A 13,817-nucleotide genomic window follows, 5' to 3' on the forward strand; every position below is an offset into this window, starting at 1 on the left:
CGTTACCCGATCATACGATTTCGTATATCTGAAATAAAATAAAGAGAGCCTGTCACAAGGATCACCGCTGAAGGATCATCACTCTTTTTCTGAATCCATTCAAGCGCTGCACGAGGGTCATCATCATATGATTTTGCCTCTAACTGACTGCACGCATAAAGTTTCTCAGCTGATTCAGCTCTTGGAAAGTCAAACGAAACAAAATGAATAGATGAACTAACAGCTTCAAGCTTTTGAATCATTTGCTTGTACGGCTTATCTTTTAAAGCACTAAAACAGACATGCACTTGTTTACTAGAAAAATGGGCTTGTACGGTTTCAATTAAACGGTCGATTCCTTCTTCATTATGAGCGCCGTCTAAATAAACTGGTGGATGATCTTTGACCTTTTCAAATCTTCCAGCCCACACTGCCTGCCGAATGCCTTCATACATCTGCTCTTCTGTCACGCTGATATAGCCTTCTTGCTCCAGCCATTCAATGAGTAGAACGGCAAGAGAAGCATTTTGCCGTTGATGCGTTCCGATCAACCCTGTTTCAAGCTGCGGATACTGCCTTTTTGATGTGTGTAACGTAAACCGTTCGCCTGTTTCAGTTGGCTGCTGATGACTGAAGGTACAAGTATCCTGTAATGAGATGCATTCCGCATTCTTTTCTTTTGCGATGTTTTGAATGACCGCAAGTGCTTCCGGTTGATGAACAGCAGTGATCATCGGGATACCCTCTTTGATAATGCCCGCTTTTTCAGATGCAATCTGTTCAAGTTTGTCACCTAAAATTGCCATATGATCATGACCAATTGACGTAATCGCTGTTAAAATAGGTACGGCAACATTTGTTGAATCAAGTCTTCCACCAAGCCCTGTCTCTAATAGAACAAAGTCTACTTGGTGCACATCGGCAAAATAAGCAAATGCACATGCGGTAATGATTTCAAATTCTGTTGCTGCTCCAAGCTCTGTTTGATCTAATTCATCAACAAAAGGCTTGACCTTATTCACCAAACTCAGCCATTCTTCATCCTGTATAGGCGCTCCGTTCACGCTGATTCGTTCATTGAACGTTAAAATAAACGGAGAGGTGAAGGTTCCGACCGAATAGCCTGCAGCCTGTAAAACGGAACGAGTAAACGCAATCGTTGAACCTTTTCCATTTGTACCTGCAACATGCACCGCTTTTATGCGTTGTTCCGGATGGCCTAGTCTGTTCATCAGCCATTTCATTCTTTCAAGACCCGGTTTTACACCAAAGGCCAGTCTACTGTGAATCCACCCAATGGCTTCATGATAGGTTGTAAACAATGTCATCTCTCATTTCATCCGAAATTTTCAAAAAAGACGACTCCATTTTGTTAGGAGCCGTCTTTTCAACCTTATGCTTTCAGCTCTTCAATGCGCTTTTGAACAGCTTCGCGTTTTGCGACATAGTCACGTTCTTTCGCACGCTCTTCTTCTACGACACTTTCAGGTGCTTTTTTCATAAAGCCTTCGTTGCCAAGCTTTTTCTGGACGCGTTCTACTTCTTTTGTCAGCTTATCAAGCTCTTTTTGCAGACGAGCAATTTCCTCATCTAAGTTAATTAAGCCTTCAAGCGGCAGAATGAGCTCTGCTCCAGAAATAACAGCCGTCATCGCTTTATCACTAGCTGGGACATCTGTGCCAATTTCAAGAACACTTGGGTTCGTGAAGCGCTCAATATATGAACGATTCTTCTCTAAACGTTCTTGTACATCAGATGTGGATGCTTTGATGTAAAGTTCGACTTGTTTGCTCATTGGTGTGTTTACTTCACTGCGGATGTTACGAACAGAGCGAATGAGTTCAACAAGCAGTTTCATGTCAGCAGAAGCTTGATCATTTGAAAGCTCCGGCTTCACCTCAGGCCAAGCTGCTACAGTAATGGACTCACCTTCATGCGGAAGATGCTGCCAGATTTCTTCTGTTAAGAACGGCATAAACGGATGAAGAAGTCTCATCGTTTGATCTAATACGTACGCAAGGATCGAACGAGTCGTTTTCTTCGCTGCTTCATCTTCACCATAAAGTGGAAGCTTCGCCATCTCAATGTACCAATCACAGAAATCATCCCAAATGAAGTTGTATAAATGTCTGCCCACTTCACCGAATTCATACTTGTCAGCTAGCTGTGTGACACTTTCAATCGTTTCATTTAAGCGGGTTAAAATCCATTGGTCAGCGACTGATTTTTCTCCAGTCAAATCAAGTTCATCATACGTTAAGCCATCCATGTTCATTAAAGCAAAACGCGATGCGTTCCAAATTTTGTTCGCAAAGTTCCAAGTAGATTCAACCTTTTCAAAGCTAAAGCGAAGATCCTGACCTGGTGAGCTTCCAGTCGCTAAGAAATATCTTAATGAATCTGCACCGTATTGATCAATGACCTCCATTGGATCAATTCCGTTGCCGAGCGACTTACTCATTTTACGTCCTTGTTCGTCGCGGATGAGCCCATGAATCAGAACGTCTTTGAACGGTTTTTCTCCTGTGAATTCAAGACCCTGGAAGATCATGCGAGAGACCCAGAAGAAAATGATGTCATAGCCTGTGACCAGCAGGTTTGTTGGATAGTAGCGCTTGAAGTCTTCACTGTCTGCATCCGGCCAGCCCATTGTAGAGAAAGGCCAAAGCGCTGAACTAAACCATGTATCAAGCACATCGTTATCCTGTTCCCAGTTCTCCAGATCTTCTGGCGCTTCCAGTCCAACATATACTTCTTTCGTTTCTTTATGATACCAAGCCGGAATGCGGTGTCCCCACCATAGCTGACGAGAAATACACCAGTCACGGATATTTTCCATCCAGTGTAAATACGTCTTTTCAAAGCGGTCTGGAACAAATTGAACTTGGTCGTTCCCATTTTGAAGGTTGATGGCTTCGTCTGCCAGCGGCTGCATTTTTACAAACCATTGAGTAGATAAATAAGGCTCAACGACAGCTCCGCTTCGCTCACTATGACCAACTGAATGCATGTGGTCCTCAATTTTGAACAAAATACCCTCTTCTTGTAAATCTTTCACAAGCTGTTTACGGCATTCGAAGCGGTCCATTCCTTTGTATTGCAATGCATTTGCATTCATTGTGCCATCTTCATTCATGACAAGAATACGCTCTAGCTCATGGCGGTTTCCAAGCTCAAAGTCATTCGGGTCATGGGCAGGTGTAATTTTCACAGCTCCTGAACCAAACTCCATATCGACATAGTCATCACCAACGATTGGAATCTCTCGGCCTGTAATTGGTAAGACCACTGTTTTTCCAATCAAATGCTGATAGCGTTCGTCATCAGGGTGCACGGCAACGGCTGTATCCCCAAGCATGGTTTCAGGTCTTGTCGTCGCAATTTCAATTGAACCCGTGCCATCTGAAAGCGGGTATCTCAAGTGATAAAACGCACCTTGAACATCTTTATAAATGACTTCAATATCAGAAAGTGCCGTTTTCGTCGCTGGATCCCAGTTAATGATGTACTCTCCGCGATAGATAAGTCCTTTTTCATACAATTGGACAAACACTTGGCGTACCGCTTTATTCAGACCTTCATCTAATGTAAAACGTTCACGTGAATAATCAAGACCAAGTCCCATTTTCGCCCACTGGCTGCGAATAAAGTCCGCATATTCTTCTTTCCATTTCCACGTTTCTTCCACAAATTTCTCCCGGCCAAGGTCATAACGGCTCACGCCTTCTTCGCGAAGCTTCGCCTCTACCTTTGCTTGAGTAGCAATACCAGCATGGTCCATTCCTGGAAGCCATAGAACATCATAGCCCTGCATCCGTTTCATACGTGTTACGATGTCTTGAAGTGTAGAATCCCATGCATGCCCAAGGTGCAGTTTTCCTGTCACGTTTGGTGGAGGAATGACGACTGTATATGGATCTTTCGTTTTGTCATTTTGTGCTTCGAAGAATTTCCCTTCAAGCCAGTACGTATAGCGGTCTTTTTCAATCGCATTTGGATCGTACTTTGTTGGCATTTCTTGATTATTTGTTCCCATTTGTGTAACCTCCACATTTTTTCGGCTGATGAAACATAAAAAAAGCCTTTCCATCCTTATAAAAGGACGAAAAAGCTTTTTCGCGGTACCACCTTTTTTCATGGAACACATAGACGTGTCCCATACACTCTAAAGGATAACGGGGTTCTCCCGAATTTCTCTACTTGTTCATTCAAGAAATTAAGCTCACAGGCGACCTTCCAAACAAGTACATCCTAGGAAACCTTTCAGCTCATGGTCCCCCTCTCTTTAGGGTCTTGCTCGTACTCTTCCTGATCCACGCTTACGATATATCACGTTCATCAGCACATACTCATCTTTTATTTATATTACTAAATGCCTTTTGTTTTCGTCAATCATCTTTTCCGCTTTTCTTCTTCTTTATACAAATTGAGCAGGCACCCTTTGCCCTATTACCCATATGATAATAACAAAATGAAGAAGGAGGGCGTTTGCTTTGAAGAAGATCAATCCTTACACACTTCCCCCCTGGCTGAGACAAATTCGGGCAGTGGCCTCCCAAGTCGTTCTCCCGATTGCGATATTTCAAGGATTTCGTACGATCATTTTCCCCACGACATTTGACGTCCTCATCCTAGGTATTCTGATTTTTCTCGCCTGCGCCTTTCACCTTGATTGGTTTTAAACTCGCGCTTATGTAACGGCCAATATGAACACAAAATAACCTCGTCATTCCGCTGATGACGAGGCACTTTGTTCTTCTTCAAGCCGTCTAGCCTGCTCAATCTCATGAATCTTCATGACGATCGGCTCTGAATTTTTCATCTGCCAATACGCTCTTAACAGCCGCTGACAGCTTTCCATTTCATCCTGTCCGCCTGCTTCATAGGCTTTTACTGTATCAAACAGACCTTGCGGATAAGCAAGGTAACTAAGAAACAAATGCAGCTCTTCCTCCCGAAGAGGATTTCCTTTTTGGTACGTATAAAACAAGGAAGTGCATTCAGGACAAGACGTGGGATAAGTTTTGAATGTCCGAAAGTAAAAGGTCAGAAGGTCATAAATGGGGGCGGCTTTTTTAGACCGCTCAAAATTGGTGAAATGTCCTGTGCCCACATCATTATACAAAAAGTGATGAATCGACAGCTGCCCATGATTTAACACAACACGTGTTGTCTCTTGATCTTTCATTTCTTCATGCCAATCTTCTAATCGTTCAAGCGCAAATTCGCTGGCAGACATCGCCTCTGAAAAATACATCGCAGCAGCCAGCTCAAATGGTGACATATACCAAGTCTGCTCTGCCCGCTCTATGAATCGTTCATACATGTCTTTCTCTGTTTCCCATTTGGTCTTAATTTGTGTGTAGTGCGCTTCTATCTCTTGCTCTGTGATATCCATCATCACTTCAGTCCGCTTATGAAGTCTTGCAATCTCTTGAAATAAATATTCATGTTTATCGTCCTGCTCTTCTCTCTTTTCATTCGTCAGCCACGGCATGAGATAGTATGCGTACTGGCTTTCTCGATGACTTGAGAAAAAAGAACCGCTCTTCGTCCGATAAATCGGCACAAAAGAGCGATAGCCCTTTGATTCTAGTTCAAGCATTTGCTCTGTAAACTGCATATGTCGACTGGCTTTTACTCGCTTTAGGGCAAATACGCCCTGCTTTGTATATACTTTGACGACAGCAGGACTGACAGGTTCAATGTATTCCGCCTCAAGCCCGTATTCGTATAGGATAGACTGGATTTCATCCACGTTCACTCACCACATTTTCTCGGTCGGTCATCGCTTGTTATGCATTGCTTTTTTGATATTCAGGAATATAAAGAATCTGCCCTTCTTCAAGCTCCGCATCAACCGATAATGAGTTTGTGCGAAGGAGCTGCTGCACATTCAACTGATATCGCTCACAAATAAGATCGACCGTATCTTCTTGCTGAACTATACATATTTTCATGCGAGAAAAATCTTCCTCCTCCTGCTTAGCAAATAGCTTTGTTAAATAAAGAGAGTTCTCACTGCCAGACGTTTCTCTCTCGTCATATTCAGGCTCCTCTTCTTCTTGAGCTGACTCATATACTTTTGGTGCTTCTCGTTCATATAACCGTCCGAGCTGGTTTGTATCATCCTGTTCCTGTTCCTCTTGCTCCTCTTCTACGTGGTAAGTGGGTGATTCAAATATTGGATACGGCTGAACCGTTTCTTCCAGCTCTTCGGCTGCTTCCGGATCTTTTCTCACTTCCACCTCAAAGAACGTATCTTCCCGCTTCTCTTCTTCTAAGAGCTTAGGCGGTTCAAAAAATGGTGGTTCTTGCACCTGATCTTCAGGTAAGGAGCGATAACCAAGCGCCACTTCTTCTTGGCTCTCCGTTTCCTCCAGTTCTTCCGATTCTTCCGGTTCTTCGGTTTCTCCCTCTTCTTCCCTACTCACCAGCTCTATCTCAATTTCTTCTTCCTGTTCTTCTTGCTGTTCTTCTTTCTCGGCGCGTGTGTCATGCTGTAATACAGCCTGTTCCTCATATTCTTGGCTCTCCGTTTCCTCCAGTTCTTCCGATTCTTCAAGTTCTTCGGTTTCTCCCTCTTCTTCCCTACTCACCAGCTCTATCTCAATTTCTTCTTCCCGTTCTTCTTCCTGTTCTTCTTGCTCGGCGCGTGTATCATGCTGTAATACAGCCTGTTCCTCATAGACCTCACGTTCATTGCCTTGCAGCTCTTCTTGTTCCTCATGCTCTGGCTGCAGCTGATAATCGTAGGTCACATCGCCATATTCTTCTTGAGGACGATGGACAAATTCATACGGCTCCTCTACAGGCGCTTGAGGCATTTTCTCGTCTAATAGACCCTCAATCGCCAGATCAGCTTGAATGGTGAGCAAACGATTTTCTGTCAGCTGGTAATCAAACGCATCAATAAACACAAACACATCATTTAAATGACTGATTTTATTCTTAGGGATGGTGATATCGACCGGGAATTGATGCAGAAGCTCCGCCGTTCCGTCTACTCTTACCTTCACCTCATCAGCTTCCCTGTATGATGCATAGGAACTCAATTCACCCAATAGCTCCTCTTGATTTATGTTGTATTCTCCTGTTAGCTCGAGTGAACCTCTAATCGAAACATAATCATTCACTTCTTGAACGAGAATGTCAGGATCGAGAGAAATTGACAGCAGCTCACTGACTTCCTGTCCGCTTTTGAAATAAATGGATTCTTCTACCGAAAACTGTAATCGATTGTTTTGAGACAAGTCGGTGTCCTCCTTTCATCTAATCCTTCAAAATAAAATTAGATGTCAATACAGATGTATGTGAGAGGCAGTGAAAATATGATTGGTTTTCAGCAACACAAAAAAGCCGATATGTCCCCATACCGGCTTTCGTTTATCGACGCAGTTTTTGAAATACCTTTTCCACTGTCTCAATCGTATATTCGATGTCTTCATCTGTATGAGCTGTTGACAGGAACAGTCCTTCGAATTGAGAAGGAGGAAGGAAGATGCCGTGATCCGCCATTTCCTTGTAAAATTCAGCGAATAAAGCGAGATCAGCGGTTTTTGCTTTGTCATAATTGACCACTTCTTCATTTGTAAAGAAGAATCCAATCATCGAACCCGCACGGTTAAACGTTAATGGAATTCCGTGTACTTTCGCCGCTTTTGAAATGCCTTCTTCCAGCCGGTCTCCTTTTCGTCTAAACTCTTCATAAGACTCAGGTGTCAGCTGTTTTAAGGTTTCTAAGCCTGCTGTCATCGCAAGAGGGTTACCAGATAACGTTCCTGCTTGATAAATTGGACCGCTTGGTGCAATTTGTCTCATGATATCCGCTCTTCCGCCATAAGCACCGACCGGGAGACCGCCTCCGATCACTTTACCAAGGCACGTCAGATCAGGTGTGATGCCAAAATAGCCTTGCGCGCAGTGATAATCCACACGGAAGCCAGTCATGACCTCATCAAAAATGAGTAAAGCTCCGTATTGCTCCGTGATGTCTCTCAGCCCTTGTAAGAAACCTTCTTGCGGAGGAACAACCCCCATATTTCCTGCAACCGGCTCGACAATGACACCTGCAATATCGTCTCCAAACTCCTGAAAAGCAACTTGAATGCTCTCTAAATCATTGTACGGCACTGTGATCGTGTTGCTTGCAGTCCCTTCAGGTACACCTGGGCTATCTGGAAGCCCTAGCGTTGCGACACCTGAACCCGCTTTAATGAGCAAAGAATCGCCGTGGCCATGATAGCAGCCTTCAAATTTCACAATTTTATTTCTGCCTGTAAAGCCGCGAGCTAGACGAAGTGCACTCATGGTCGCCTCTGTACCAGAGCTGACCATACGAATGACTTCGATGGAAGGAACTCGCTCTGATACAAGCTTAGCTAATTCATTTTCAACTAACGTGGAAGCACCAAAGCTTGTCCCCTGTTCCGCAACTCGTTGAATACTTTCAACCACACGGTCATTCGTATGCCCTAAAATTAGCGGTCCCCATGATAAGACATAATCGATGTATTCATTTCCATCAATATCATATATCTTGGCGCCTTTGCCTCGTTCCATAAAAATCGGGTCTGTGTTAACTGATTTAAATGCACGCACAGGGCTGTTGACACCACCAGGCATTAAATGCTGTGCTTCTTCAAATGCTTGCTTTGATTTTTCATAGCTACGTCCCATTTCAACGTCCTCCTGTCTATCCGTTCTTTATTCTGAGAGCCATTTGGCTGCATCTTTTGCATGATACGTAATGATGAGCTCTGCTCCTGCACGTTTCATGCTTGTCAGCATTTCAAGAACAAGCTCTTTTTCAGAAATCCAGCCATTTTGAGCAGCGGCTTTGACCATTGCATATTCTCCGCTCACATTGTAAGCAACAACAGGGAGTGTAAATTCATTTTTGACATCACGCATAATATCTAAATAAGAAAGGGATGGTTTGACAATGAGGAAATCAGCCCCCTCTTCTACATCAGACTGCGCTTCTCTGAGTGCCTCTAAACGGTTTGCAGGGTCCATTTGGTATGTTTTACGATCTCCAAACTGCGGTGTGCTATGCGCCGCGTCACGAAACGGGCCGTAAAAAGCACTTGCATATTTCACAGCATATGACATGACAGGTACATGAATAAAGCCAGCTTCATCAAGTGCCTCACGAATGGCCACAACAAATCCATCCATCATATTGGAAGGAGCAATGATATCTGCACCTGCGCGCGCTTGGCTAACAGCTGTTTTCGCTAAAAGCTGAAGAGATTCATCATTTAAAATTTCACCATCTTCAACGATGCCGCAATGTCCATGATCTGTATATTGGCATAAGCAAGTGTCTGCAATGACCACAAGTTCTGGGAAATGCTTTTTGATCTCAAGCGTCGCTCTTTGAACAATGCCATGGTCGTGATACGCCTCACTGCCCACATGGTCTTTATGATCTGGAACACCAAATACAATAATTGATTTGATGCCTAGGTCGACAAGTTCTTGGACTTCTTCTTTTACAAGGTCCACTGAAATGTGATAAACACCCGGCATTGAAGGGACTTCTTTTCGGACATTTTCTCCCTCTACAAAAAAGATCGGATAAATGAAATCAGATGGTCTTAAAAAGGTTTCTCTGACTAATTCTCTCATTCCTGCGCTTGTCCGCAGTCTGCGGTGTCTGTTAAATTTCATCATTGGTTCAACTTCCTTTCAGATAAACGGCACATCAATTCAAGCATTCCGTCTATCGTATAAGTATCTGGGGTTTCAGAAGAAATCCCGTATTGAAGCAGTGCCTCTTTTGTCAGAGGACCGATCGTCACAAAACAGGTGCCAGAAGCAGCCAGCTTCGCTGCATCTGCCTCCATGGCATGCATAAATGAATGGACAGTGGATGAGCTCGTAAATGTAATAAAATCAAATGATTGCTTCGTCATCGCCGTTTTGAGTGCGGCAATACCTTCCTCATCCTTGACGGTTTCATATAAAATCCATTCCTTTACTTCTATGCCAAGCGGAATGAGGGTTTTCTTCACGACATCTCGAGACAGGTGTCCTTTTGCTACAAACACACGCTCTCCTGGACGCACATGGTCAAGTAACGCATCTGCGAGCTCTTCCGCTATGAATCGTTCTGGTACCACATCCACCTTCAAGCCGTGCTGCTCAAGATAGGCAGAGGTTTTCTCACCTACAGCAGCCACTTTCAAATGCGATAAACTCTTATGTAAATGATGGTCCTTTATGTAGCTCAGAAAAAAAGACGCACCATTCACACTCGTGAAAACAAGCCATTGGCTATTTTCTAAGTCCTTTAAAAAGGCCTGCGCTTTTTCTTTTGTGAGCGTAGGCTCAAACCTAATAAGAGAGGTTAAAACAGCATGGCCGTTCAGCTCTTCAATCTTTTGCTGAAACACACCCGCTTGACGTTCATTTCGAGTGACAAGCACCGTCTGTCCGTGAAGCGATTTGCCTATGGTCATTGGGAGGACAGATCCTTTTTCACCTTGTCGATTAAATCCTTTGCTCCCTTATCAGCCATCTGCTTCGCACATGCTGTCCCAATTGCCTCAGGGTCAGTGCCTGATACAGTTTCTCGAATAATCGTGTGTCCGTCAGCAGATGCCACAAGACCCGTCAGTTCAATTTCATCACGCTCATTCATCGTTGCATAGCCAGCGATCGGCACCTGACAGCTGCCATCCATTTGTTTGAGGAAGGCTCTTTCAGCGAGAACCGTTTTCTTCGTATATTCATTCGTAAATTGAGCGAGGAGCTGCAATAGCTCTTCATCATCCCCGCGGCACTCAATCGACAAAGCGCCTTGGCCAACGGCGGGCAGGCAAGTCTCAGGAGATAAAAATTCCGACACAACCTCTTTGCTCCATCCCATTCTGGACAGCCCAGCAGCCGCTAGAATAATGGCATCATATTCTTCATTTTTCAGCTTTTCCAATCTTGTATCAATGTTTCCTCGAATCCATTTAATTTCAAGGTCTGGTCTTTCCTGAAGAAGCTGGGCACTGCGCCGTAAGCTGCTTGTTCCCACAACAGCACCCTTCGGCAGTTCATGAAGACGCAGATGATCCTTCGAAATAAGAGCGTCCCTTACATCTTCACGCTCAGGAATACAGCCAATGACTAAACCTTCAGGAAGAGCAGCCGGCATATCCTTCATACTGTGAACCGCCATATCGATGTCATGATTCAGCATCGCCTGTTCAATTTCTTTGACAAACAGTCCTTTTCCGCCAACCTTTGATAAGGTCACATCTAAAATTTGATCACCCTTTGTCACAATCTCTTTTATTTCAAAAGAATAAGAAGGGTTTAGTTCAGACAGCTTTTGAATAACCCATTTTGTTTGTGTAATTGCAAGCTTACTTCTTCTAGAACCTACTTTAATTGTACGCAATACGTCTTCCTCCCGACAATGCCCTTAAGACTCATCATTATTTATTGAAACCAATGAAAGGTTGATAAGCTACCAAGCAGAAAATAATTGATCATCAGCACAATGAATGAACCGACATTCCACAGTGCCACGATTTTGCCCTGCATATTTCTCACCAATCTGATATATAAGTAAAAGCCGTATAAAAACAGCATAATAAACGAACCAAGCACCTTTGCATCTGTCCAGTACAACGTATCATACGAAATATATGCCCAAATGATGCCAAGAATCAAACTAAGCAAGAGCATTGGCACACCAATAATGTTTAATACGTACGCCATATGATCAAGCTTCGATAAATCTTCAATTCTCAGAAGCCATTTTCCCCATTTTTTCTTTTTCAGCAAACGATATTGAAAGAGATAGAGAAGGGAGAAAGCAAATGAAAGTGAAAAAGCACCGTATGATAAAATCGCCATCGTAATATGAATCACAAGCAGTTCACTCGTCAGCTTCCCCGTTAGTTCTGCTGAGTGGAGATCAGATGGTGTAAAGGTGTGAATCGCCATCATGGAAAAACCGATGACATTTGTAAAAAAGACAATAAATTCAACACGCAATACTTTTGTGAGAACAAGTGAAAGTGTCACAAGCACCCACGTATAAAAATATAAACCCTCTGCTACATTCAACACAGGGAATCGGTCTGTTTCCATCATAATATAGAACATGTAGACTGTTTGCAGCAGCCAGACAATAGAAAGCAACCAGAAAGCCATTTTTCCAGCCTTCCGGTTGTGTTGAAGAAAATCTATGAAATAGAACAAGACACTTAGAGCATAGATCAAGGTCGTCGCTTCGCCTAGTCTCGCTACAATGGATTCCATCATCGCTTAATCACTCACTGGCAACTGTAGCAAAGCCTTGTGCCATATTTGGTTTGAACAGCTGAAATGACCCTTGCTCCACCTGTACAGGCTCCACCTTTTGCTCTTCATCTTCAACCTGTAAATCAAAGATTTCTTTGAAGAGTAAAAGTTTTTCCTCTGCATTCGGCTCCGCGGCAATTTCTTTTGCCTTTAAGATAGGATCTTTCAGCATTTGATTAATAATGCTTTTCGTATGTTTATTTAATAGCTTCATTTCACGGTGTGTGAGGTTCGGAAGCTTTCGTTCAATACTCTGCATCGTATCCGCTTGAATCGTCAGCGCCTTTTCTCTAAGTGCAGAAATGACAGGAACCACACCAAGCGTATTCAGCCATTGCTTAAATTCCACAATTTCTGCTTCAATGAGGATCTCAACCTGCTCAGCCACCGCACGGCGTTCTTTTAAGTTGGCTGCCACGATGCCCTCAAGGTCATCAATGTCATACAAAAAAGCACCTTCTACTTCAGAAATGGCTGGTTCTAAATCACGGGGCACAGCAATATCCACCATAAATAGAGGTCTGCCCTTCCGCTTTTTATTCGCACTTTCGACCATTTCCTTTGTAATGACAAATTGTTTCGCACCAGTGGAGCTAATTAAAATGTCCGCTTCGGATAATGTTTTTTCCAATTGGTTTAAGCTTTTAGGCTCTCCTGAAAAACGACCCGCCAATTCTTTTGCTTTCTCATACGTTCGATTGATAACCGTTACTTGACCAATCCCTTGACCTTGAAGGTTTTGAGCCGCTAGTTCGCCCATTTTACCCGCACCAAGAATCAGGACATGTTTATCAGAAAGACGTCCAAAGATTTTTTTTGCAAGCTCGACAGCTGCATAGCTGACAGACACGGCATTAGACGCAATGTCTGTTTCCGCATGAGAGCGTTTTGCAACGGTGACCGCCTGTTTGAATAAATAATTGAAAACGGTACCAATGGTCTTCTCCTCTTGAGCTACTTTAAAGCTAGAGCGCACTTGACCAAGTATTTGTGTTTCGCCAATCACCATGGAATCAAGTCCACAGGCCACACGGAATAAATGCTCAACCGCTCCATCATTTTCATAGAACTTCAAATATGGAGAGACATCTTCTTTTTCTAAACCGAACCAATCGGCTAAAAATCTTTTTATATAAAACCGTCCAGTATGAAGCTGATCTACCACTGCGTAGATCTCTGTTCGATTACATGTTGAGATGACGATATTCTCTAGAATGCTTTTTTCTTCTTTAAGCTTGGACATCGCTGTTCCGAGCTCGCTCGGTTCAAAGCTCAGCTGTTCCCGTATCTCAACAGGGGCTGTTTTATAATCTAAACCCACAACAAGAATATGCATAACTTCAGCTTGCACCCCCAACGCCCTGTCTAATTTATAATAATTACAATATAGAATTTATTATTTATAATGATTATAACATATATTCATTTTTAACTGGATGAAAATTGTGAACAGATTTCAAAAATGTTGTGATATAGTAGAAAAATGTTCGACACTAATTATGCCATATCATCACTTCAAGCAATTTACC

At 43.2% G+C, this 13,817-nt stretch carries 11 protein-coding genes and 1 other annotated feature; of the genes, 1 reads left to right on the forward strand and 10 read right to left on the reverse strand.

Annotated elements, in window-relative coordinates:
- Positions 1-2: 2 nt before the first annotated feature.
- Entirely contained in the window at positions 3-1,307 is a 1,305-nt protein-coding gene (locus tag C6Y01_RS08100; protein ID WP_106038028.1) for a bifunctional folylpolyglutamate synthase/dihydrofolate synthase, read from the reverse strand.
- Between the two features lie 65 nt (positions 1,308-1,372).
- Positions 1,373-4,015, reverse strand: coding sequence for a valine--tRNA ligase (locus tag C6Y01_RS08105; protein ID WP_106038029.1), 2,643 nt, complete (start codon positions 4,013-4,015; stop codon positions 1,373-1,375).
- A gap of 59 nt (positions 4,016-4,074) precedes the next feature.
- Positions 4,075-4,304: a binding site (T-box leader), on the reverse strand.
- 168 nt (positions 4,305-4,472) lie between these two features.
- On the opposite strand from C6Y01_RS08105, the gene C6Y01_RS08110 reads away from it, so the two are divergent.
- Positions 4,473-4,661, forward strand: coding sequence for a hypothetical protein (locus tag C6Y01_RS08110; protein ID WP_003216497.1), 189 nt, complete (start codon positions 4,473-4,475; stop codon positions 4,659-4,661).
- 44 nt (positions 4,662-4,705) lie between these two features.
- On the opposite strand, the gene ysxE is transcribed toward C6Y01_RS08110, so the two are convergent.
- The 8 genes from ysxE to hemA all read right to left on the reverse strand — a co-directional run bounded on the left by ysxE (position 4,706) and on the right by hemA (position 13,624).
- Positions 4,706-5,737, reverse strand: coding sequence for a spore coat protein YsxE (gene ysxE / locus C6Y01_RS08115; RefSeq protein ID WP_095285524.1), 1,032 nt, complete (start codon positions 5,735-5,737; stop codon positions 4,706-4,708).
- Between the two features lie 37 nt (positions 5,738-5,774).
- Positions 5,775-7,232 carry a LysM peptidoglycan-binding domain-containing protein gene (locus tag C6Y01_RS08120; RefSeq protein ID WP_095285525.1) on the reverse strand — a complete coding sequence of 486 codons (1,458 nt, stop codon included), beginning with the start codon at positions 7,230-7,232 and terminating at the stop codon, positions 5,775-5,777.
- A gap of 133 nt (positions 7,233-7,365) precedes the next feature.
- The gene (gene hemL, locus C6Y01_RS08125; protein ID WP_106038030.1) at positions 7,366-8,658 is read right to left on the reverse strand and encodes a glutamate-1-semialdehyde 2,1-aminomutase; all 1,293 of its coding nucleotides are present in this window, start codon (positions 8,656-8,658) and stop codon (positions 7,366-7,368) included.
- A 27-nt stretch (positions 8,659-8,685) separates the two neighbouring features.
- On the reverse strand, positions 8,686-9,657 hold the full coding sequence (gene hemB / locus C6Y01_RS08130; RefSeq protein WP_034661673.1) for a porphobilinogen synthase: 972 nt from the start codon (positions 9,655-9,657) through the stop codon (positions 8,686-8,688).
- Positions 9,654-10,445: a uroporphyrinogen-III synthase gene (locus C6Y01_RS08135; RefSeq protein ID WP_034661676.1), complete on the reverse strand. Its 792-nt coding sequence runs from the start codon at positions 10,443-10,445 to the stop codon at positions 9,654-9,656. Before C6Y01_RS08135 ends, hemB begins: the two co-directional genes overlap by 4 nt.
- Positions 10,442-11,377: a hydroxymethylbilane synthase gene (gene hemC, locus C6Y01_RS08140; RefSeq protein WP_034661679.1), complete on the reverse strand. Its 936-nt coding sequence runs from the start codon at positions 11,375-11,377 to the stop codon at positions 10,442-10,444. Before hemC ends, C6Y01_RS08135 begins: the two co-directional genes overlap by 4 nt.
- A gap of 41 nt (positions 11,378-11,418) precedes the next feature.
- On the reverse strand, positions 11,419-12,249 hold the full coding sequence (locus C6Y01_RS08145; protein ID WP_034661681.1) for a cytochrome c biogenesis protein: 831 nt from the start codon (positions 12,247-12,249) through the stop codon (positions 11,419-11,421).
- Between the two features lie 7 nt (positions 12,250-12,256).
- Positions 12,257-13,624 (reverse strand): glutamyl-tRNA reductase, encoded by a 1,368-nt coding sequence (gene hemA / locus C6Y01_RS08150; RefSeq protein ID WP_106038031.1) that lies wholly within the window; start codon positions 13,622-13,624, stop codon positions 12,257-12,259.
- Between the last annotated feature and the right edge of the window lie 193 nt (positions 13,625-13,817).

The sequence above is a fragment of the Bacillus sp. NMCC46 genome, from assembly GCF_002998465.1.
Taxonomy (GTDB): Bacteria; Bacillota; Bacilli; order Bacillales; family Bacillaceae; genus Bacillus.

Bases quoted from the DNA above. Each gene is read 5' to 3' on its own strand.
- hemA (WP_106038031.1), bottom strand. From the start codon at position 13,624: ATGCATATTCTTGTTGTGGGTTTAGATTATAAAACAGCCCCTGTTGAG.
- C6Y01_RS08145 (WP_034661681.1), bottom strand. From the start codon at position 12,249: ATGATGGAATCCATTGTAGCGAGACTAGGCGAAGCGACGACCTTGATC.
- C6Y01_RS08105 (WP_106038029.1), bottom strand. From the start codon at position 4,015: ATGGGAACAAATAATCAAGAAATGCCAACAAAGTACGATCCAAATGCG.
- C6Y01_RS08100 (WP_106038028.1), bottom strand. From the start codon at position 1,307: ATGACATTGTTTACAACCTATCATGAAGCCATTGGGTGGATTCACAGT.
- hemB (WP_034661673.1), bottom strand. From the start codon at position 9,657: ATGATGAAATTTAACAGACACCGCAGACTGCGGACAAGCGCAGGAATG.
- hemL (WP_106038030.1), bottom strand. From the start codon at position 8,658: ATGGGACGTAGCTATGAAAAATCAAAGCAAGCATTTGAAGAAGCACAG.
- C6Y01_RS08135 (WP_034661676.1), bottom strand. From the start codon at position 10,445: ATGACCATAGGCAAATCGCTTCACGGACAGACGGTGCTTGTCACTCGA.